Source organism: Collinsella sp. AM38-1BH, from assembly GCF_003467545.1.
In the GTDB taxonomy this organism is placed as follows: Bacteria; Actinomycetota; Coriobacteriia; order Coriobacteriales; family Coriobacteriaceae; genus Collinsella.
Genome location: NZ_QSHC01000011.1, coordinates 1 through 20,934, shown reverse-complemented (window position 1 = coordinate 20,934; position 20,934 = coordinate 1). Strand labels below are relative to the sequence as shown.

Annotated in this window: 15 protein-coding genes and 2 rRNA genes; 5 read left to right on the top strand and 12 right to left on the bottom strand. The window is 59.6% G+C overall.

The annotated features are described in order from the left end of the window. The first annotated feature begins 145 nt into the window (after positions 1 to 145). Together DW870_RS05915 and DW870_RS05910 are read left to right on the top strand one after the other, a co-directional pair. Positions 146 to 1,156: a LacI family DNA-binding transcriptional regulator gene (locus DW870_RS05915; RefSeq protein ID WP_233547397.1), complete on the top strand. Its 1,011-nt coding sequence runs from the start codon at positions 146 to 148 to the stop codon at positions 1,154 to 1,156. Between the two features lie 119 nt (positions 1,157 to 1,275). Further along, entirely contained in the window at positions 1,276 to 2,253 is a 978-nt protein-coding gene (locus tag DW870_RS05910; protein ID WP_117877171.1) for a DNA/RNA non-specific endonuclease, read from the top strand. A 129-nt stretch (positions 2,254 to 2,382) separates the two neighbouring features. Here DW870_RS05910 and DW870_RS05905 read toward each other — a convergent pair whose 3' ends face one another. The 4 genes from DW870_RS05905 to DW870_RS05890 all read right to left on the bottom strand — a co-directional run bounded on the left by DW870_RS05905 (position 2,383) and on the right by DW870_RS05890 (position 7,039). Further along, positions 2,383 to 4,458 carry a translation factor GTPase family protein gene (locus DW870_RS05905; protein WP_040359539.1) on the bottom strand — a complete coding sequence of 692 codons (2,076 nt, stop codon included), beginning with the start codon at positions 4,456 to 4,458 and terminating at the stop codon, positions 2,383 to 2,385. Between the two features lie 310 nt (positions 4,459 to 4,768). Then, a complete protein-coding gene (locus DW870_RS05900) occupies positions 4,769 to 5,533 on the bottom strand; it encodes an amino acid ABC transporter ATP-binding protein (RefSeq protein WP_117877169.1) in 765 nt (254 codons plus the stop codon). Beyond that, positions 5,526 to 6,179 (bottom strand): amino acid ABC transporter permease, encoded by a 654-nt coding sequence (locus DW870_RS05895; RefSeq protein ID WP_117877167.1) that lies wholly within the window; start codon positions 6,177 to 6,179, stop codon positions 5,526 to 5,528. Before DW870_RS05895 ends, DW870_RS05900 begins: the two co-directional genes overlap by 8 nt. Then, complete coding sequence (locus DW870_RS05890) at positions 6,179 to 7,039, bottom strand: transporter substrate-binding domain-containing protein (RefSeq protein ID WP_117877165.1); 861 nt, start codon at positions 7,037 to 7,039, stop codon at positions 6,179 to 6,181. Before DW870_RS05890 ends, DW870_RS05895 begins: the two co-directional genes overlap by 1 nt. Positions 7,040 to 7,612: 573 nt before the next feature. Here DW870_RS05890 and rlmD point away from each other — a divergent pair. Then, the gene (rlmD, locus tag DW870_RS05885; RefSeq protein ID WP_369831644.1) at positions 7,613 to 8,827 is read left to right on the top strand and encodes a 23S rRNA (uracil(1939)-C(5))-methyltransferase RlmD; all 1,215 of its coding nucleotides are present in this window, start codon (positions 7,613 to 7,615) and stop codon (positions 8,825 to 8,827) included. 78 nt (positions 8,828 to 8,905) lie between these two features. Here rlmD and DW870_RS05880 read toward each other — a convergent pair whose 3' ends face one another. From DW870_RS05880 to tilS, 5 genes are all read right to left on the bottom strand, one after another. Next, positions 8,906 to 9,727 carry a phosphatase gene (locus DW870_RS05880; protein ID WP_117629855.1) on the bottom strand — a complete coding sequence of 274 codons (822 nt, stop codon included), beginning with the start codon at positions 9,725 to 9,727 and terminating at the stop codon, positions 8,906 to 8,908. Between the two features lie 159 nt (positions 9,728 to 9,886). Continuing rightward, on the bottom strand, positions 9,887 to 11,077 hold the full coding sequence (locus tag DW870_RS05875; RefSeq protein WP_117877161.1) for a pyridoxal phosphate-dependent aminotransferase: 1,191 nt from the start codon (positions 11,075 to 11,077) through the stop codon (positions 9,887 to 9,889). 178 nt (positions 11,078 to 11,255) lie between these two features. Next, positions 11,256 to 13,334: an ATP-dependent zinc metalloprotease FtsH gene (ftsH, locus tag DW870_RS05870; protein WP_304485489.1), complete on the bottom strand. Its 2,079-nt coding sequence runs from the start codon at positions 13,332 to 13,334 to the stop codon at positions 11,256 to 11,258. A gap of 61 nt (positions 13,335 to 13,395) precedes the next feature. Further along, positions 13,396 to 13,944 carry a hypoxanthine phosphoribosyltransferase gene (hpt, locus tag DW870_RS05865; RefSeq protein WP_055251779.1) on the bottom strand — a complete coding sequence of 183 codons (549 nt, stop codon included), beginning with the start codon at positions 13,942 to 13,944 and terminating at the stop codon, positions 13,396 to 13,398. Between the two features lie 147 nt (positions 13,945 to 14,091). After that, complete coding sequence (gene tilS / locus DW870_RS05860; RefSeq protein WP_199573615.1) at positions 14,092 to 15,633, bottom strand: tRNA lysidine(34) synthetase TilS; 1,542 nt, start codon at positions 15,631 to 15,633, stop codon at positions 14,092 to 14,094. Positions 15,634 to 15,681: 48 nt separating this feature from the next. On the opposite strand from tilS, the gene DW870_RS05855 reads away from it, so the two are divergent. Beyond that, positions 15,682 to 16,491 (top strand): MBL fold metallo-hydrolase, encoded by an 810-nt coding sequence (locus DW870_RS05855; RefSeq protein WP_117877157.1) that lies wholly within the window; start codon positions 15,682 to 15,684, stop codon positions 16,489 to 16,491. 82 nt (positions 16,492 to 16,573) lie between these two features. Here DW870_RS05855 and DW870_RS05850 read toward each other — a convergent pair whose 3' ends face one another. Continuing rightward, complete coding sequence (locus DW870_RS05850) at positions 16,574 to 17,005, bottom strand: Hsp20/alpha crystallin family protein (protein WP_055251783.1); 432 nt, start codon at positions 17,003 to 17,005, stop codon at positions 16,574 to 16,576. Between the two features lie 275 nt (positions 17,006 to 17,280). Between DW870_RS05850 and DW870_RS09270 the strand changes: the two genes are divergently transcribed. Beyond that, positions 17,281 to 17,748, top strand: coding sequence for a hypothetical protein (locus DW870_RS09270; protein WP_117801082.1), 468 nt, complete (start codon positions 17,281 to 17,283; stop codon positions 17,746 to 17,748). A gap of 131 nt (positions 17,749 to 17,879) precedes the next feature. Here DW870_RS09270 and rrf read toward each other — a convergent pair. Then, positions 17,880 to 17,995, bottom strand: a 5S ribosomal RNA gene (rrf, locus tag DW870_RS05845). Between the two features lie 146 nt (positions 17,996 to 18,141). Then, a 23S ribosomal RNA gene (locus DW870_RS05840) occupies positions 18,142 to 20,934 on the bottom strand; the annotation flags it as partial.

Sequence of the window (20,934 nt, the reverse complement as noted above, 5' to 3'; positions counted from 1 at the left end):
TGCCGGTCACAAATTTCGACCCCACCCGTATACCGCATTTGTTGCATACTCATATGAAAGGAAAAAGTCGCTCACCGAAGCGTATCCCTCACCAAGACTCAAAGTCATCATGTTGGAAAATGCTCATCTGTCGGAAGGAGTCGCTGTGGCAAAACAGCGCGTTACGATCGCAGACGTCGCTCGAGAGGCGGGAACCTCGACGGCAAGCGTCTCGTATTACCTCAACGACAAACGAGAAAAGCTTAGCGAGAAGACGCAGGCAAAGATTGCGCGCGTCATCAAGGAACTCGGATACGTTCCCAACGCCCAAGCGCAAACGCTCACCGGCAAACAGACCCACGTCATTGCCATCATCATTTTGGATAACACCAACAAGTGGGCGGGCCTCGTCCTCAACGGCATGGAGCAGGTCATGCTCCCCGCGGGCTACCAGACGGTCGTTTGCACGAGCAACTTTAACCCCGAGACCGAGCTCATGTACGTCGACAAGATGCTCTCGCTGGGCGTCGATGGCTTTATCATCCAGCCCACGGCAAACTTCAAAGCCGTGCACGACCGCATTAGACGCGCCGGCAAGCCCGTCGTCTTTTTTGACGCGGCCATCTACAGCCCAGGCACCAGCTGGATCAAAACCAACCTCTACGACGGCGTGTACAACGCCACGCAGGCGCTTCTCGATGCCGGCTACGAGGACTTTTTCTCCATTGCCGCCAATATGACCGAAATGCGCACCCGCATGGAACGTTTTCAGGGATATGCCGAGGCATTAGCCGCGAATGGGCAGCTCTACAAAGCCATTCCCATCGATCACAACAAGCCGTCAATCAACGAGCTCACCGAATACTTTAAATACAAGTTCAACCCCGCCAAGCGTACGCTCATCTTTGTCCAAAACCAATGGGCGCTCCCCCGCGTCTACAAGGCACTTCAGCCCATGGCCCATCTGCTTCCGCAGCAAATCGGCCTTTTGGGACTCAACTGCGAAGACTGGACTAATCTCACCACACCGACCGTCTCCACCATCATCGAGCCCGTCGACCAGGAAGGTCGCGAAGCAGCCGAGATGCTGCTCGCCCTACTTGACGGCAGCAGCGAACCCGGCGAGCAGCGCATTCTCGAGTGCAAGCTCAACTGGCTCGACTCCACCTCGATCTAGACCGCGGGACAAATAAATCAGGAGTGTTTGTCCCAAATCTTGAGTATTTGTTCGGCGGAGCGGCCTCAGCCGGCTCCTGCTAGACTGGTAGATTCCGAACCGTCCATCCAGGAGCCTCAATGTCGCGCAAGTCCGCCTACAAGCAAGTACTTTCCATCGGCACCGCCGTGGTGCTGGGGTTTGCGCTGTTTACGGGATCGCTCGACGGAGCTCCCAAGCTGCTCTCGCCGCAAAGCGATGAACAGGCGGCGGCTCTGGCCGAGAAGCAAAACGAGAGTCCCAACCGCACCGACGACGAAGCGGACTTGGTCGCCCGGCTCGAATCGGGAACAGCGAGCTCCACGGACTCCGAAGATGATCAGGACTCCGGCGATGGCTCTGAATCCGCCACGACCGACACCGCTGACGATGCCTCTTCAAACGTCACCCCCATCGACGAGGTCGAAAACCCCGATCTCGACCGCGCCCGCGGCGTATATCTCAGCAGCATTCCCGACTACGCCGGCAACCCCTACGTTGCCCTTCGCGCCGACAGCACGCACCCGTTGGGCACGCCATCATTCACGCTCGACGAATACGAGCGAGCTACCGAAGAGGGCTGCTTTAAGAAGTTCTCCAAGCTCGATAGCCTGGGCCGCACCCGCAAGGCACTCGCCTGCGTGGGTTCCGAATCGCTCGGTCAGGGCAAGCGCGGCGATATCTCGCGTATCCATCCCGCCGGGTGGCACCAGCAGCGCTACGACTTTATTCCGGGTCAGAGCCTCTACAACCGCTGCCACCTTATCGCCTGGTCGCTCTGCGGCGAAAACGCCAACCGCAAGAATCTGCTCACCGGCACGCGCTATCTCAACGAAACGGGCATGCTGCCGTTTGAAGAGCAGATCCTCGACTACATCCACGACACAGGCAACCATGTGCTCTACCGCGTCACACCCATGTATAACGAAGAGGAGCTCGTCTGCCGCGGCGTGCGCCTCGAGGCGCAATCGGTCGAGGACCACGGCAAGACCCTCTGCTTCCACGTATATTGCTACGATCTGCAGCCGCACGTGCAGATCGACTACGCCACCGGCCGCAATCAGGCCTCGGGGGACTAGGGCCGACCAAGCTGCCCCAAAACCTAAAATGATCCGTTTTCCTCCGTCCCCCAGGGATCAAAAAGGGCCGCCCCGGATTGCCCAGAGCGGCCCTTGCACCGGCATGCATGTTGCAGGCAACGCCACGCGCTACTTGGCGCGGCCCTCCTCATAGCGCTCGACCAGCTTGGCCTGAACGTCATAGGGCACCTGCTCATAGCCCGCGGGCTTCATGGTAAAGTCGCCCGTGCCGCGCGTGATGGAGCGCAGGCGCGTCGAGTAATCCGTCAGCTCGGCCAGCGGCGCCTGGGCAATGACCACGGTGTCTCCGCGCTCATCGGTCTCCATGCCCGTCACGCGACCGCGCGAGGCCGAGATGTCGCCCATCACGGCGCCGGCGTAGCTCTCGGGGATCGTCACCGTGATTTCCTCGATAGGCTCCAGCACCACTGGATCGGCATCGGCGCATGCCTTGCGCAGGCCGATGCGAGCCGCCGCGCGGAACGCCATCTCGTTGGAGTCGACGCTGTGATACGAACCGTCGTACACCGCGACGCGAATGCCCGTGAGCGGGTAGCCGGCAATAATACCGTCCTTCATGGTCTCCTGGACGCCCTTGTCCACGGCGGGAATCAGCGAGCGCGGAATGCGACCGCCCACGACCTCGTCCACGAACTCATAGCCGTCGCTCGTGCCGTCGGGCCCAATGAGCGGCTCAACGCGCAGCCAGCAGTCGCCATACTGACCGGCACCACCGGTCTGCTTCTTGTGTCGACCCTGTGCGCTCGCCGTGCGGCGGATGGTCTCGCGATACGGAATGCGGATCGGCACGCTCTTTGCCACAACCTTGGTGCGGTCCTCCAAACGGTTGAGCAGCACCGAAACCTGCGCCTCGCCCACCGCCGAGATGATGGTCTGCCCGGTCTCCTCGTCGCGGTCGATGCTCATGGTCGGGTCTGCCTTGCAGGCCTTCTCGATAAACGTGTAGAGCTTCTCCTCGTCGCCACGGTTCTCGGCCTCGATGGCGATGCGGTACTGCGAGTTGGGGAACTTAAACGCCGCAGCCTCAACCTTGCCGGTAATCGAGAGCGTATCGCCCGTCTCGGCCGCCAGCTTGGGTGCCACGATGATATCGCCGGCATAGGCGTGCCCGACCTCGGTCATGTCGCGGCCGCACATCACATAAAGGTGAGCCAGACGGTCGCTCTTGCGCGTGCGGGCGTTGATCAGCTCAAGACCCGGCTCAAGCGTACCCGTCAGCACCTTGATAAAGCTGATGCGACCCTGCTGCGGATCGGCCAGGGTCTTAAACACAAAGGCCACCGGACGGTCATCGTCACTCGAGATCTTAAGCGAATCGCCGTCGATGAGCGGCATCTCGCCGTAGTCGGTCGGCGCCGGGAAGTACGTGGCGATGTCGTCCATCAGCGAGTTGACGCCCTGCTCCTTAATGCAATCGCCCGCAAAGACCGGCACAAAGATGCGTTCGGCGATCGCCTTGGACAACAAGCCCTCAAGCTCCTCCTGCGTCAGCGTCTCCTCGCCTTCCAAGTATTTCATCATCAGCTCGTCGTCAGCCTCGGCCACCAGCTCGCACAGATGGTCATGGGCCTCCTCGGCCTGGGCACGATACTCCTCGGGAATCTCCGACTCAACGGCCTCGGCGCCGTTGCAGTGGCGCGCCTTCATGCGCACCAGGTCGATGATGCCGTCAAAGTCCTCGCCCTCGCCCCAGGGAAGAGTCACGGCGCCCAGGCGCGTACCAAAGCGCTCCTGCAGCAGGTCCATTGTGGTCGCAAAGCTGGCCTCGGAGCGCGACAGGCGGTTTACGAATACCGCACGCGCCAGACGCAGGTCCTCGGCGGCATACCAGAGCTTAACCGTCGTAGGCTGCGGGCCGGCCTCGGCGTCGACCACAAACAGGGCCGTCTCGCAGACGCTCATCGCGGCAAAGGCGTCGCCGATAAAATCAGGATAGCACGGGGCATCGAGCACATTGATGCGAGCACCCTTCCAGTCGATCGGCGCAATGGTCGTCGAGATGGAAAACGCACGCTTGACCTCTTCGGGGTCATAGTCGAGCGTGGGCTTGGTGCCGTCGTGGCCGCCCAGGCGGGCGGTCTTGCCGGAAAGGTGGAGCATGGCCTCGGCGAGTGAAGTCTTGCCCACCCCGCCTTGGCCTACGAGCACCACGTTCCTTACGTTACCGGTCTTGGGAGCACCCATGATGACCTCCTTGCAGGGCCGCGCGCAATGCGCGACGCCAACGGGGAGAGTTCGCGGTCGGTGCCGTCCCGGGAGCAGCATGGTCGGCAGCCGAGCCGACTCACCCTCCAAATGTCCTATGCCACCACCCTACCCTCACGGGCGGCTGTCCATGCAGACCTTTCGGCACGCGCATGAATACAGGCGGCGAGAGGAAGAGACAAGCTTGTGGGGCAATTATTGAACCCCGCCGATGTAAACAAAAAGCCGCCACAGACCGTAAGACCTGTGGCGGCTTCGCCTCAATTAATAGTTGAGTAAATACCTGAGTCTATCCCTCGATACGGCTCAAGAACTCACGCGTGCGCTGCTCGCGCGGATGGTCGATAACCTGCTCGGCAGATCCCTCCTCGACAATGCGACCGCCGTCCATAAAGACCACGCGGTCGGCAACATCGCGCGCAAACTGCATTGCGTGGGTCACGATTACCATCGTCATATTCTGCGCCGCCAGGTCCTTAATGACACGCAGCACCTCGGCCGTCAGCTCGGGATCGAGCGCCGAAGTCGGCTCGTCAAAGAATAAGATTTCCGGATCGAGTGCCAGGGCGCGGGCAATACTCACGCGCTGCTGCTGACCGCCGGAAAGCTCACACGGCACCTTGTTCTCGTTGCCCGTAAGCCCCATCTGCACAATCAACTCACGCGCACGCGCCTCCGCCTGCTCGCGCGGGCGCTTGAGCACGCGGATCGGGGCATCGGTGATGTTTTTCATCACCGTATAGTGCGGGAACAGATTGTAATTTTGGAACACCAGGCCGAATCGCGAGCGCGCCTGCTTGGGCACATCGCCCTTCGCATAGACCGCGCCCGATCCCGCATCCGTCGCAACGGCAAGGTCGCCAAACGAGAGCGAGCCTCCGTCGAGTGTCTCGAGCAGCGTGGCACAGCGCAGCAGCGTGGACTTACCGCCGCCCGAAGGCCCGATAATCGCCACGACCTCGCCACGCTTTACCTCGAGTGAGATATCCTTGAGCACCTCATTGCCGCCAAACGCCTTGCGCGCGCTTTCGATTTTCATCACTGAGTTAGTCATGATAATAGTCCAGCTTCTTTTCGGCGGCACCCAGCAGCATCTCGACCACAAAGTTAAAGACCCAGTAAATCAGCGCCGCAATCGCAAACGGCACCATGCTCACTTGCGAGGCAACCAGCGCCTTGGCCGTCGAGAACATCTCGCCCACGCCAATGGCAAACGCCAGCGACGTGTCCTTGACCAGCGTGATGATCTCGTTGCCCATCGCCGGCAGAATACGCTTGGCGACCTGCGGCATCACGATATACAGAAACGTCTGCACGCGCGAATAGCCCAGCACCTCGGCAGCCTCGTATTGACCGCGCGGAATGGACTGCAAGCCCGATCGATAGATCTCGGCAAAATAGCCGGCGTAGTTGATGATGAACGCCACGACGCACGCCGTCCACTTGGAATCGGGCGTGAGCGAAATGCCAAACACGTAGTACGGGGCAAAGTAGATGGCAAACATCTGCAGCATGAGCGGCGTGCCGCGCATGACCGAGATATAGATGCGCGCGATCCAGCGAAGCGGCGCGATTTTGCTCATGCGCATAAACGCCACGGGGATTCCCAGCGGAATCGACCCCAACAGCGTCAGCACAAACAACTGCAAACTGACCAAGAAACCCTGGCCAAGCATCTGTATCATGACCTGAATAGACATTACTTGAGCACCCAATTATCGAAAGATAGACCATAGCTTGAATACTTGTCGCACAGGTCCTTAACCGTGCCGTCCTCATAGAGCGCCTTGAGCGACTCGGTCACGGCATCGGCGGACTTGGTGTCGCCCTTCTTAAAGCCGACGGCGTAGTGCTCGCTGGACAGCGGCTTGTCGAGCTGCGTATAAGCATCGGGCTTGGCGGCAAGCTGATACTGGGCAATCGAAAGGTCGCAAGCCACGGCATCGACCGCGCCGCTCTCGAGCTGCATAAAGGCCGTGTTGTACTCGCCGATCGTGTCGAGCGTGGCAAAAGTCGCCGCCAGATCCTTCTGGTCACCCTCGAGCACATCCTGCGCAGCGGAATCGGTCTGGGTAATCACGGTCTTGCCGGCAAGATCGTCCCAGCTCTTGATGCCCGCATCCTTCTTTACCACCAGCACCTGCTCGTTGAGCATGTACGGCTCGGAGAACGTGTAGTCGTCCTCGCGACCCTCCATGGTAAAGCCGTTCCAGATGCAGTTGATGGCGCCGGAGTTGAGCAGCGTGTCCTTGGCATCCCAATCGATGGCCTCGTATTTGACCTCCCAGCCCTGCTTATCGGCAACAGCCTTGGCAAGATCGAGATCAAAGCCGGTGTACTCGCCATCGTCGCCCACAAAGCCGTACGGAGGATAGGACTTATCAAAGCCCACCACGAGCTTCTTGGACTCCGCGGCGCCCTTCACATCCTTGGCCGCGGCAGAGCCAGCAGCGGAGCCCTTGCCGGCACCACCGCCGCAGCCGACGAGACCAAGGCCAAGCACCGTGGCAAGCGAGCCGGCTAGACCAACAAACTGACGACGAGACATATCGGTATTCATGGTATTCCCCCTTGATGGCACTTTAGTTAGGTAAAGTGAATCATGTAACGTTCAGCATCATACACTTTACCTTGATAGAGTACAAGGGAGGATTTGCCCGCCGGGTGCCGGGGCAGGGGTTAAGTTTGCTGCTCTACAGTCCTGCTCACGACGGAGAGCACATTAAGTGCTCTCCTGTTCGTGCGGAACTCGCGACAAACTTAGCCCCAGCCCCGGCACCCGGCGGGCAAACGTCGTTGGGCTTATCACTAACATGAAATGGGTGCTTGCATATCGTCCGCTAGCTTGGCACGGTACAATGCTTTCAGATTTCAATTTGTAAATTAGTGGGGTTAATTCATGGCAGAATCTCGTGCGGAGCGTAGGGCTCGTCGTGCTTTGGTGGAAGCGGCTGAGGGGTCAAAGGAGGAGAAATCTTCTACGAAATCCAAGTCTTCTAAAGCTGCAAAAAGCAAATCGACCAAGAACAGGGCTAAAGCCAAGCGTTCTGGCTCTCGCCGGGACGAGAATAAGGCACCTCAGGCTCGCTCTAAGCGCCCGCATAAAGATCGGGTTTCGTCTGCGCGTAAGGCTGTGGACCCCAAGTCTCCCTGTTCGATCATGAAAGCTTGCGGTGGGTGCACGGCGCTCAATCGTCCTTATAAGAAGCAGCTCGCCGCCAAGCAGGCTGCCATGGAGGAGCTTTTTGCTTCGCTTTGTGAGCGTGAGGGCATTGCTGTAGATCCTATTCGTGGCATGGGTGTCACCCTGGGCGACCCGGGTAAATATCCTGCGCCGCGTGGCTTTCGTCATAAGGCTGCCACTCCCTTTGCTCCCGGTAAGGAGGGCGCCATCCGTTGCGGTTTCTTTGAGCGCGGCACGCACAAGATCGTTGCCGTACCCGAATGCCCCGTCGAGGCACCGGGCGCCCGTCAGATTCTCAACGGCATCGCGCGTGAAGCTGAGCGCCTGCACATTCCCGCCTTTAACGAGGACAAGCATCTGGGCTTGCTCCGCTATGCCGTCGTCCGCTGCGGTTGGCGTACCGACCAGGTCATGGTCACGCTCGTAACCGCTCAGCGCGACTTGCCGCATGCGCAGGAGTTCTTTGAGGCTGTCGCCGCACTCAATCCGCACATCGTCACCGTCGCCCAAAACATCAACGGACGCCCCGGCAACGCCATCCTCGGCGAGGAAACTCGCATCGTGTATGGCGCCGAATGCATGCGCGACCAGCTGCTCGGCTGCGAGTTCGATATCTCCCCCACCGCGTTTTATCAGACCAACCCGCAACAGACCGAGCTGCTCTATCAGCTCGCTATCGACGGCATGGATTTGCACCAGGGCGATGTGCTCATGGATGCCTACTGTGGCAGCGGTACCATCGGTCTTTGCGCCGCGAAGGATGCCCAGAACAAGGGTATCGGCATTATGCTGCTCGGCGTGGAGCGCAACCCGGCGGGCATTGCCGACGCACGTCGCAATGCCGAGCTCAACGGCCTCACCCGCAGCACTTGGTTTATGGCCGACGACGCCACCGACTACATCCTAGATGCCGCCGACAACAACGAGCGGATCGATGTCCTTTCCATCGACCCGCCGCGCGCCGGCTCCACCCCCGAGTTCCTCGAAGCCGCCTGCGCACTCAAGCCGCGCCGCATCACCTATATCAGCTGCAACCCCGTGACCCAAGAGCGCGACCTGCACCAGCTCCTCGACGGAGGCTATCGCCTGCTCAAGATCACGCCCGTCGACATGTTCCCCCATACCGACCACACCGAAACCGTAGCGGTCCTCGAGCGCCGCTAATCCACCCCGGTAGATTTTCGGGACAAGAAAGGGGGCGGCCCGTCTGGACCGCCCCCTTCGCTTGGTTTATGAACTCCGCTACATCCCCTTGCGCAGGTCACACACGCCGGCTGCCGCCATCTCGCGCAGCAGTGTCTCGCGGTCGCGCGTCACGATCAAATCCAGCGGGAAGTGAATCTCGTCGAGCATCTTGCGCGCGTGATCGAGCTTGCCAATGGCCATGCCAATGTGGGCATCGGTCGACACGCCAATACCCACGCCCAGCTCGGCGCAGCGCTCGGCGATCTTGCGGCATACGGCCCAATGCTCAGTGTCGACACCGTGTTCAAGACTATGGTTGTTGATCTCGATGATCTTGTGCTTGGCCTTGGCCGCCAACAGCACCTCATCGATATCGAACGGCACGCCCGAGCGCCCCGCATGCCCAAGCATGAACACCTTGGGGTGCTCCAGGGCATTGATGTACATCTGGGTCGTTTGGGCGAGCGTCGCGCCTTCGGCAAACTGCGGGTTATGCACGCTTGCCACCAAATAATCCAAATTACGCGTCACCAAATCGAACAGCGAATGCTCACGACTATACGAATCGCCGGCGATATCGAGCGAAACGGGAATGTCTTCGCCAAACAAGCTGCCGTCCAGCGAAACGATATCAGCCTCGGCACCACGCAGCACCAGCACGCCGCTCCAAATGCGCGGCCAGATATCCTGGTTAATAAAGAATTGGAAACTGCGCAGGTCATTGGGACAAGGCGTAACCATCGAGCTTAAATGATCGGCGGAACCGAGCACCTGAAGGCCGCGTTCCGCCGCCCAATAGATGTTCTCCTCGATGGTTGAGTACGCATGCGCAGAGAACATCGTATGAGTATGAATATCACAAGAAAGAAGGTAGGGCATCGGGTCTCCTTGTCCAGTATGGCCGTCGCGTATATTCATTGTACGCATAGCTTTCGGCAGTCGTAAAACTGCTTCATCCCAATCACACAACGGCATAGACAACGGGGTCTGGCTTAAAACCAAACCCCGTTTCACGTAAAACATTGTAAGCAGAGCGCTTTACTTTCGACGATATTCGTCGGCCAGCTGCTTCCAGGCAGGCAGCGAGTTGACGATTGTCTCATAGCTCACGCAGTAGCCCAGGCGGAACCAGCCCGGCATGCCAAAGCTATCCGAAGGCACCGCGAGCAGCTCATACTTCTTCGCGCGCTCACAGAACGCATTCGCATCGGACTCCAGCGCTTTCACCCATAGGTAGAACGCGCCATCCGGCTCAACATAGGTGTAGCCGTACTCCGCTAGTGCATCGGTAAGCGCGGTGCGGTTGCGCGCATAGGCCTCGACATCGCTCGGTTCATCAATGCAGTCGATGATTACACGCTGGAAGAGGGCCGGTGCACACACGAAGCCCAGCGTACGGGCGGCACCGGCAACGGCGGGCATTAGACGAGCTGCCTGAGGATTCGTATTGGGAACCAGGATCCACCCGACGCGCTCGCCCGGTAGCGAAAGCGACTTGGAATACGAGTAGCACACGATGGTGTGCTCGTAGATCGAAGGCACCCAAGGCACCTCGGCGCCATAGACAATCTCGCGATACGGCTCATCAGAGATGAGCATAATCGGATTCTCGGAATCGCGCTGAGCGTTGGCCTCGCGCAGAACATTGGCCAGTCGCGTCAGCGTGTCGCGTGTATATACGGCACCGGTCGGGTTGTTGGGTGAGTCGATAATGACGGCAGCGGTCTTATCGGTAATCGCCTTGAGCACGTTATCCACGCTCAGCTGGAACGTATCTTCATCGGCGAGCGCCTCGACGCACGTGCAACCAGCTTTCTCGATCCACACGCGATACTCCGGGAAGTACGGAGCGATAACGATGACCTCGTCGCCCGGATTGGTAATCGCGTTGAGCGTGCAGGTGAGCGAAGCCGCCGCACCCACCGTCATAAAGACGTCCTTGCCCTCATAGCTCGTGCCAAAACGGCGGTTGAGCGACTCGGCCACGGCGGTACGGCACTGCGGCAGACCCGGTGCAGGCGTGTATCCATGCAGCTGGTCGCTCGGCAGCTCCAATGCCTTCTTAATGGACTCAGCCACAGCAGCGGGCGCCGGAACACTCGGGTTGCCCAACGAAAAATCGAATACGTTCTCCGCACCGATCTGCGCCTTGCGTTCAAGGCCATAGCTAAAGATCTCACGGATGATGGAGCTTTCCGCACCGCGAGCATACATAGTTTCGTTGATCATCTGTTCCCCTTTCACATAGGCGCTATTGTACGCTTTAGCTGAGCAAAGTGCCGCAGCAATGTTGATTGGGGACAGACTTAAATGCGTGAAAACGCTCATTTAAGTCTGTCCCCAATCAACATATCGCTTAAAAGAAAAGCCTCCACAGGTTTCCCCGCGGAGGCTTTCGCTACAAGAACTATTTGTCGGCGTCGGTGTTGCCGCCAGCGTTGACGACATGGTCATCGCCGGCATCGTTGGATGTGGCTTCGGCATCCTCCTGCATGGCCGCCTGCGCAAAGGCCGCGGCATCAGCCGCCAGCTCCTCCTCGCTCATACGAGGCGCGCGCTTCTTGGTCGGCATGCCGGCCGCCTTGGCATTGCGCTCCTCCTTGGCCGCCAGGATATCGCCCTCGCGCTCAAGATAGGCGTCCCACTCGTTATCGAGCAGGGCATTCACGGCATCGCCCTCGACAGTCTCGCGCTCAAGCAGCACCTTCGCCATCAGATCGAGCTGATCGCGACGGGCATCCAAGATCTCAACAGCACGACGATGGGCCTCGCGCATGATGCGCTGAACCTCGATATCAATGCGGCGCGCCGTCTCCTCGGAGTAATCCTGATGATCGGCATAGTCGCGGCCCAGGAATACCTGATGCTGCGCCTCGCCAAAGACCTGAGTGCCCAGCTCCTCGCTCATGCCCAGGCGCGTGACCATCTCGCGCGCCATCTTGGTCGCGCGCTCCAGGTCGTTGCTCGCGCCCGACGTGATGTCATCGCACATGAGCTCCTCGGCAACGCGACCGCCCAAGAACACGGCGAGCTCGTCGAGCATCTCGTTCTTGGTCTTGAGGAAGTGATCCTCCTGCGGAAGCTGCAGTGTGTAGCCCAGGGCCTGACCGCGGCTGACGATCGAGATCTTATGAACCGGATCGGAGTGCTCCAGGATGTGGCCCACCAAAGCGTGGCCGCTCTCGTGGTAGGCAATCGTGGTGCGCTCGGCTTCGGTCATCACGCGACCCTTGCGTTGCGGTCCGGCAATCACGCGCTCCATCGACTCCTCGACCTCGTCCATCGAGATCACGGAACGATGACGGCGAGCGGCCAGCAGCGCAGACTCGTTGAGCAGGTTCGCCAAATCGGCACCAGTAAAGCCAACGGTCATCTGGGCGAGCTTCTCAAACTTCACGTCCTCGTCCATCGGCTTGTTCTCGGCATGCACGCGCAAGATCTGCTCGCGGCCCTTCACATCCGGACGGTCGACCGTAACCTGACGGTCAAAACGACCGGGACGCAGCAATGCCGGATCCAGGATGTCAGGACGGTTGGTCGCGGCGATCAGGATGACCGACTCGCTTTCCTCAAAACCGTCCATCTCGACCAGCAGCTGGTTGAGCGTTTGCTCGCGCTCGTCGTGACCGCCACCCAAGCCAGCTCCGCGCTGACGTCCCACGGCATCGATCTCGTCAATAAAGATGATTGACGGAGCCTGAGACTTGGCCTCCTTAAAAAGGTCGCGCACGCGGCTGGCGCCGACACCCACGAACATCTCGACAAAGTCGGAACCCGAGATGCTAAAGAACGGCACGCCCGCCTCGCCGGCGACGGCCTTGGCCAGCAGGGTTTTACCGGTACCCGGAGGGCCAACCAGCAACACGCCGCGCGGAATCTTGGCGCCCAGCTTGCGATAGCGGTCCGGATCGCTCAAAAAGTCGCGAATCTCCTCGAGCTCCTCGACTGCCTCGTCCACACCGGCAACATCCTCAAACTTGACCTTGGGGCGCGTTGCCTCGTTGGTCTTGGCGTTGGTCTTGCCAAACTGCATGTTCCTGCTGTTGGCGCCCATCATCTGGCGCATAAAGTAGAACATGATGGCGATCAGGGCGATCGTCGGAAGCACGCTCATCGCCAAGTCGCCCCAAAAATCGGGGTCATTGGTGTTGACGATGTACTTGGTATCGGGGTGCTCCGCCATAAGCTCGGCAAGCGAATCGGAGCCGACATAGGTCGAGGAGAAGCTCTTGAGCTCGCTCGTGTCACCCTTGTCCTTTTTCGTCTTCCAGTAATGACCCGCCACGCTTCCGTCTTGAACCGTATAGGTCAAATCTTCGACGCGATCCTGCTTAATGGCGTTAACCATCTCGCTCGTCGCGAGCTTTACGGTATTGCTGGAATTGGCAAAGCCGGAGCCCATGTTAAAGAAGGCGTAGCCCAGAAGCGCGCAAGCCAAAATAAAATACAGCCAGCCCGTACGCGTGGGCTTCTTGCCTCCGGGCATCCCCGGGATCTTAGGCTCCCGGGGAGTCTGGGAATTGTTATCGTTACGGTCGTCGGGCATCTTACGAATAAACCTCCGGTTTCAAAATGCCCAGATACGGAAGGTTACGATAGCGCTCGGCATAGTCGAGGCCGTAGCCCACCACAAAGGCATCGGGGCAATGGGTTCCAACATACTTGGGCGTGACGGCCGAGGTACGGTCCTCAACGTCCTTCCACAGGAAGGCGGCAACCTCCAGCGAAGCGGGCTTGCGGCTCTCGAGGTTCTTCATCAGATACTTGAGCGTCAGGCCCGAGTCCAGAATGTCCTCGACGATCAGCACGTCGCGACCGCGGATGTCGATATCCAGGTCCTTAATGATACGCACGATGCCCGAGGACTTCACACCGTCGCCATAGCTCGAAACGGCCATGAAATCGATGTTGGTCGGCAGCTCGATCTTGCGCATCAGGTCGCCCATAAAGACCACGGCGCCGCGCAGGACCGCAATCAGCACCAGATCCTTACCCGCGTAGTCGCGAGTAATCTGCTCGCCTAGGCGAGAGACGATACCGTCGATATCCTCCTGCGTAAACAGAACCTTCTCGATATCCGGATGTTGAGAAGCCATGACAACCCTTTCTTGTGCTTATCGCCCACACACCGCCGTATGGACGCGAACTTCACATTCTAGCAGCGCACGGGGTATATTTTCCAGCCCGTACGCCATCAGCGCGGGAATACCGTCAACGTCGCACAGAATAGCTGGCGTGGGACGCTATTCCGCATCGACCACGCGGAGCAGATATGCCACGCGCGTTGCGGCCGTGCACTTAAAACGCTCGTCCGCGCGAACTCCGGCGACCCATACCACGGCACCTCCCGGAGCCGTTCTCACCACAGGAACGCCTGCGCGCTCAGAAACGGGAATACGAGCCTCGTTCAGCAGGTCTGACACTTTCTTGCTTCGGCCGTTCATCCCCAACGGGCACATCACATCTCCCGGTGCGGGACCGTCCACCCACAGGCGCGCCAATCGCGCCTCGGCAGGGATCTCGCCACGCGAGCCCGCCAGGATCCGCTCACTATCGCTGTCGGCAAAACCCAGGGCAGCCGCGTCTACCAAAGCTGTCACTTCCCCGGCAGCCGCAAGCTCACGGGCGCGGCGCACGATATCGCATCCCGGTTCAACGGCCATCGGCTCTGCGACCAGCACACGTCCCCCGCCCAACGGCAAACGACCGGGTACGGTAACCCAGTCCGCGACCAGGCCCTCGCGAGCCACCGGCGCCTTAAACGCCAGCATGCCAAACTCAATGCGTGCGTCAATCCCCGCCGGAAGCGTGACCGAGCCGGCGCCCTCGGCAACGCAGGAAAGGACTCGCTCCACATGTCGCATCTCTGGACGAGCGTCCGGATCGATGCGTTTAATCGCCAGTCTCACGATGCGCCGCGCGATTACCACCTCAGCCGCGGCCAGTCGACGAGCGTCAAGGACCAGTGCACCCGCCGCCTCCTTACGCAGGCAGCTTCGGAACGCCTGTGCGGAAAGCTGGGAAAGAAAGGCATCCTCATCGCCTAAGATCTCGCAGGCGGCGCCAATCGTCTTACAGACGCTCGCGTTGCGCTGCGCCACCACCGGCATCACCCGATGGCGCACATAGTTGCGCAAGTACGAAACGTCCTCGTTGCTTTCATCTTCCCGCCATGGCTGACCGTGCACCTGCAGATAGCTCACGAGCTCATCGTGCGTGAGGTCGAGCAAGGGGCGAACCACAATGTTCCGACGGCGCGGAATGCTCGATAGACCCGCGGGACCCGACCCTTTAATGGCATTCATCAAAAATGTTTCCGCGCGGTCCGACGAAGTATGCGCGGTGCAGATACGAGCCGCCGTCCGCGGTGCGCCCGATTCGGCACAAAGTTCGCGAACATATCTCCGTGCCGCGGCATAGCGCACCTCGCGAGCCGCAGCCTCGATATTGCCCGATTCGTCATCAAAATAGGCATGCTCAACACACAGCGGCAAGCCGTATTGCGCGCACAGGCCACGTACAAAGGCCTCGTCGCCATCGGATGCCTCCCCGCGCAGATGATGGTTTACATGCAGCACGTGCAATCGCTCGCGCGCAATGGGAGCGACGCCGCGCCCGTCCTGGATATCCAGCTTTGATGTGCAAGCCATAAGGAGCAGCGCCGTCGAGTCCGCACCGCCTGATACCATGAGCACTACGGGGGCAGCGGCCTGCCGCGTTGCCAGGACGCTCTTATCCGTCCTCGGCGCGGCATGATGTCCATAGTGCTGAGATACCGTTGGCATTCGCTTCCTCCTCTATTCGTCCGCACTCATTGTATCCTTTGGAATCTTATGTCTCGCCTGCACCTTCATATCCTCGGCAGCGGCTCAAAAGGCAACTGCGCACTCGTCGAGGGGCCTCATGGGCTCATCATGATCGACAACGGCCTGTCCCGCCGCGAGACACTTAAACGCATGGCGGAGCTTGGCCTCTCGGCAGACGACGTCGCCGCTCTTGTAATCACCCATGAGCATGGTGACCATATCAAGGGGCTCGATGTATGGTGCAAGCACTGGCATGGTCCCCTCTTTGCCAGCAGGGATACCCTTTCATGCAAAGAAAACCTCGCGCACCTGCCCGTAGAGGAATTTGACCCCGGCGACACGCTCCCCATTGCCGGCATCCACGTGCAAACCTACTCAACATCGCACGATGTCATCAATCCTGTCGGCTATCGATTTAATGCTCTCGATGATTCCATTGGGTTTGCCACCGACACCGGAGAGTTATCGAGCAAGGCCATAGGCATCCTCAAAGACTGTCGAGTTCTCGCGCTCGAAAGTAACCACGATGTAACTATGTTGCGCGAAGGAGCGTACCCCCGCTTTCTTCAGGAGCGCATCCTGTCCACAAAGGGGCACCTCTCCAACAACCAGGCCGCCGAAGCCGCGCGCGAACTTGTTACCGATCGCACCGAACAACTCATCGCCATGCACATCAGCCAGGACAATAATCGTCCAAGCCTTACCGTCAAAAGCTATGCCAACGCGCTTGATGCAAGTCTCGATGATGAACTCGGCAGTTCTGCCACCCGTCTTCAAGGGCCGCGGAAGCTCTCGATACGCCCTGCAAGCCAATATCAACCGACAACCATTCAATAGCCCCTCAAGACAACAAGGGGGGGCTGGGAATCACTTCCCAGCCCCCCCTTAACTCATACTCTCGATTGAAGCAGAGCCATCGTTAGTCGATGGAGATCTTCGTAACGTTCTTCTTCTCGACAATCTTGGGAACCGTAACGGTCAGGATGCCGTCAGCATACTTAGCCGAAAGGCCCTCGCTCGAAGCGTCCTTCAGATACACGCCGCGCGTCGCGCTGTACGAGCTAAACTCCTTCTGCAGGAAGTTCTTGCCCTCGTTCTCCTCGTCCTCCACAACGTTCACGCTAATCGACAGGCGACCCTCGTTAAGCTCAACGTCGATATCATCCTTAGCGACGCCGGTCAGATAGGCCTTGACCTCATAACCATCGCCCTTGTCCTCGACATCAACGGGGAACGCCTTGGAAGCAATCGAGTTGTTTGCAAGATCGGTCATATCATCAAACAAATCGAACAGCGAGCTAGCAGAAGGACGAACGCCAAAAACCGAACGATAAGGAACCATGCTTGCCATGTTTACCACTCCTTTTAAGGACTGCCGAGTCATCTTCTAGGTGACTGGGACTTCTTTTGACGCTGTTATATATGCCCAGCCGCTTCTTATATATACATCGACTATAAAGTTTTTTGAGTCTATTGATATAAGCATATCTAAGTCTGGTTGACTAAGGTTTTGTCTAATAAACGGAATTTGAACGAAGGCTTAAATAATGTATGCAATCCCATCAAAACTAGACGGCTGGCTTACAATGGGCGCATACACGATATTGATGACGAGCTAAGGGCATCATGGACGATCAAAAACAGGACAACACGTTTATGCCGGAGCAGGACGAAGCATCCAGCCCGCAACCGATTCGATTCCATCGCCCCCACATCTCGCAAGAGCCCATCAATGGCCCAGAGCCCAAATATGTGACAAGAAACCGATATCAAACGCTCGAAGAAGCCCAAACGGGACGTAAACATATGGGCGTTGCCTCGGGAGACCCTGTATATCTGAAAGACGCACCATTATCTAAAAACAGTGCAGTTAGTGATGAGCCGATGAAAGCATCCGCCGCTCATCAACAAAGAGGGCCTCGACCCAAGCAAACCTTGACGCATTCGGCTCGCTATCTCGAGACTCCAAAACAGGGAAAATCAATCTTCGTTTCGTCAAGTAAACGACGCAAGCAGCATCAGCTGACAATCCTGCTTATGATCATTGCGGCCATAGCAGTTGCCCTTGTTATACGATTTATTTTCTTTAAATAAAGGCTCAATACCGAAAACAACAAGATCGTCTGGTGTAATTGAGTCATTCACGCCCCGTAAACGCAAAAAAGGGGGGAGGCCGCGAGGCCTCCCCCTTCTTCAAGTCTTGCGACGGCTCGGTGCCGTCCACCGGTCAGCGGCGCCCTGGCCTCCCACGGGCTGGCCCCGCAGTACTCTCGGCGCGATGGGGCTTAGCTTCCGGGTTCGGAACGGGACCGGGCGTGCCCCCCATGCTCTGGCCGCTGACCGGTGGGCGGCGCCCACCGTTACGGTGTCCTGGGTCTCATCTACGTGCCCTGGGGGCCGCATGGCGCATAGGAAAGGTGACTCGGGGGCATCCTCGTGCCCGGACCGCGCTTCAGAGCGCTGGGTCCCGCGGGCCGCGAGGTGCGGTTCCGGAAGAGCTCGGGCGATTAGTGCGGCTCGGCTGAGGCTGTCGCCAGCCTTGCACCTGCCGTCTATCGACCAGGTAGTCTACCTGGGCCCTTACCGGAAGGAGAACTAATCCCTGGAACGGCTTCCCGCTTAGATGCCTTCAGCGGTTATCCGCGCCGCACGCGGCTACCCGGCCGTGCCGTTGGTCGACAACCGGTTCACCGGAGGTGCGTCCACCCCGGTCCTCTCGTACTGGGGGCAGCCTCCATCGATTCTCCTGCGCCCACGGAGGATAGGGACCGAACTGTCTCACGACGTTCTGAACCCAGCTCGCGTACCGCTTTAAACGGCGAACAGCCGTACCCTTGGGACCTGCTCCAGCCCCAGGATGCGATGAGCCGACATCGAGGTGCCAAACCTTGCCGTCGATGTGGACTCTTGGGCAAGATCAGCCTGTTATCCCCGGAGTACCTTTTATCCGTTGAGCGACGGCCCACCCACTCGGGGCCGCCGGATCACTAGAGCCTGCTTTCGCACCTGCTCGGCTTGTGGGCCTCGCAGTCAAGCCCGCTTGTACTCTTGCATTCAAAAGGACGGTTGCCGACCGTCCCGAGCGGACCTTCGCGCGCCTCCGTTACCCTTTAGGAGGCGACCGCCCCAGTCAAACTGCCCGCCTGGCACGGTCCCCGAGCCGGTTGACGGCCTCGGGTTAGGACGCCGGTCGCGCGAGGGCAGTATTCCAAGGGCGGCTCCCCGGGGGCTGGCGCCTCCGGATCTGTGCCTCCTGCCTATCCTCTACACGCGGGACCAGCGGCCAATGCCAAGCTGCAGTGAAGGTTCACGGGGTCTTTCCGTCCTTCCGCGGGTAAGTCGCATCTTCACGACCAGTGCAATTTCACCGGGTCCATGGTCGAGACAGCGCCCAAGTCGTTGCGCCTTTCGTGCAGGTCGGAACTTACCCGACAAGGAATTTCGCTACCTTAGGACCGTTATAGTTACGGCCGCCGTTTACCGGGGCTTGGCTTCGGGGCTTCGCCTTGCGGCTAACTCCTCCGCGTGACCTTCCGGCACCGGGCAGGCGTCAGACCCTATACGTCGCCTTGCGGCTTCTGCAGAGTCCTGTGTTTTTGGTAAACAGTCGCTTGGGCCTCTCCACTGCGGCCCGCCTCCGCTCCCCGGGCAAGCCGGTTCACGTACGCGCGGGCACCCCTTCTCCCGAAGTTACGGGGCCATTGTGCCGAGTTCCTTGACCATGGTTGACCCGATCGCCTCGGTATGTTCTACCCACCCACCTGTGTCGGTTTGCGGTACGGGCGCGCACGCGCCTGCCTAGGGGTTTTTCTAGGGACCTCGGGCTCACTCGCTTCGCTTAAGTGCTTCGTCCGGAGCCTCGCCCTCGATGCGGACCGGATTTCCCTGGTCCGCGGGCCGCGCTCCATCACGGGGACGTCCAGAACCCCGCCGAGCCACCCCCATCCGTCGCCCCGTCGGTCGTAGCGCCGCGTGCGCGGTGCAGGAATGTCTGCCTGCTGCGCGTCGGCTACGCCTACCGGCCTCGCCTTAGCCCCCGACTGACCCTGGGAGGATTAGCCTTGCCCAGGAAACCTCGGGTTCACGGCGGACGAGTTACTCTCTCGTCTCTCGCTACTCATGCCAGCATTCTCACTCCCATGCGCTCCACCGTCGGTCGCCCTCCGGCTTCTCCGCCCATGGGAAGCTCCCCTACCGATTCTAATGAATTAAAATCCCGCCGCTTCGGTGTCCAGCTTAGCCCCGTGTATTGTCGGCGCATGTCCACTCGACCAGTGAGCTGTTACGCACTCTTTGAATGGATGGCTGCTTCTAAGCCAACATCCTGGTTGTCTGGGCGGACGCACATCCTTTGCCACTCGGCTGGAACTTGGGGACCTTAGCGGGCGGTCCGGGCTGTTTCCCTCTCGAGCACACAGCTTAGCCCACATGCTCTGACTGCCGCGCTCTGGGCCGCCGGCATTCGGAGTTCGGTTGGATTCGGTAGGCGGCGAAGCCCCCTCGTCCATCCGGTGCTCTACCTCCGGCGGTGAACGCGCGACGCTAGCCCTAAAGCTATTTCGGGGAGAACGAGATATCTCCGGGTTTGATTGGCCTTTCACCCCTATCCGCAGGTCATCGCCGCCGTTTTCAACCGACGTGCGTTCGGCCCTCCACGGGGTCTTACCCCCGCTTCAGCCTGCCCACGGATAGCTCACCCGGCTTCGCGTCCGCGGCGCGGGACTCAAGTCGCCCTGTTAAGGCTCGCTTTCGCTCCGGCTCCCTTTCGGTTAACCTCGCCCCGCGCCAGCGACTCGCTGGCTCATTCTACAAAAGGCACGCCGTCACACCGTAAAGGTGCTCCGACTGCTCGTGGGCGCACGGTTTCAGGTACTGTTTCACTCCCCTCCCGGGGTGCTTTTCACCTTTCCCTCACGGTACTGGTGCGCTATCGGTCACAGGGTAGTACTCAGGCTTGGATGGTGGTCCACCCAGGTTCGGACCGGGTTTCACGTGCCCGGCCCTACTCAGGGACCGCGTCGCGCCGTCCGGTCTGGGTTCGCGTACGGGGCTGTCACCCGCTGCGGCCGGCCCTCCCATGCCGTTCCGCTCCCCAGCCGGACCTGCGCCCGGGGGCGGCAGCCCCCGGATGCGCGGCCCTGCAACCCCGTCGGCGGAACCCCTGCCGGGTATGCCCGCTCGACGGTTTGGCCATCGGTCCCCTTTCGCTCGCCGCTACTCGGGGAGTCTCGAGATTGATTTCCTCTCCTCCGGGTACTTAGATGTTTCAGTTCCCCGGGT

Bases quoted from the DNA above. Each gene is read 5' to 3' on its own strand.
- DW870_RS05850 (WP_055251783.1), bottom strand. From the start codon at position 17,005: ATGGCAAGCATGGTTCCTTATCGTTCGGTTTTTGGCGTTCGTCCTTCT.
- DW870_RS05910 (WP_117877171.1), top strand. From the start codon at position 1,276: ATGTCGCGCAAGTCCGCCTACAAGCAAGTACTTTCCATCGGCACCGCC.
- DW870_RS05880 (WP_117629855.1), bottom strand. From the start codon at position 9,727: ATGCCCTACCTTCTTTCTTGTGATATTCATACTCATACGATGTTCTCT.
- DW870_RS09270 (WP_117801082.1), top strand. From the start codon at position 17,281: ATGGACGATCAAAAACAGGACAACACGTTTATGCCGGAGCAGGACGAA.
- DW870_RS05875 (WP_117877161.1), bottom strand. From the start codon at position 11,077: ATGATCAACGAAACTATGTATGCTCGCGGTGCGGAAAGCTCCATCATC.
- hpt (WP_055251779.1), bottom strand. From the start codon at position 13,944: ATGGCTTCTCAACATCCGGATATCGAGAAGGTTCTGTTTACGCAGGAG.
- tilS (WP_199573615.1), bottom strand. From the start codon at position 15,633: ATGCCAACGGTATCTCAGCACTATGGACATCATGCCGCGCCGAGGACG.
- DW870_RS05900 (WP_117877169.1), bottom strand. From the start codon at position 5,533: ATGACTAACTCAGTGATGAAAATCGAAAGCGCGCGCAAGGCGTTTGGC.
- DW870_RS05895 (WP_117877167.1), bottom strand. From the start codon at position 6,179: ATGTCTATTCAGGTCATGATACAGATGCTTGGCCAGGGTTTCTTGGTC.
- ftsH (WP_304485489.1), bottom strand. From the start codon at position 13,334: ATGCCCGGAGGCAAGAAGCCCACGCGTACGGGCTGGCTGTATTTTATT.
- DW870_RS05890 (WP_117877165.1), bottom strand. From the start codon at position 7,039: ATGAATACCGATATGTCTCGTCGTCAGTTTGTTGGTCTAGCCGGCTCG.
- DW870_RS05855 (WP_117877157.1), top strand. From the start codon at position 15,682: ATGTCTCGCCTGCACCTTCATATCCTCGGCAGCGGCTCAAAAGGCAAC.
- DW870_RS05905 (WP_040359539.1), bottom strand. From the start codon at position 4,458: ATGGGTGCTCCCAAGACCGGTAACGTAAGGAACGTGGTGCTCGTAGGC.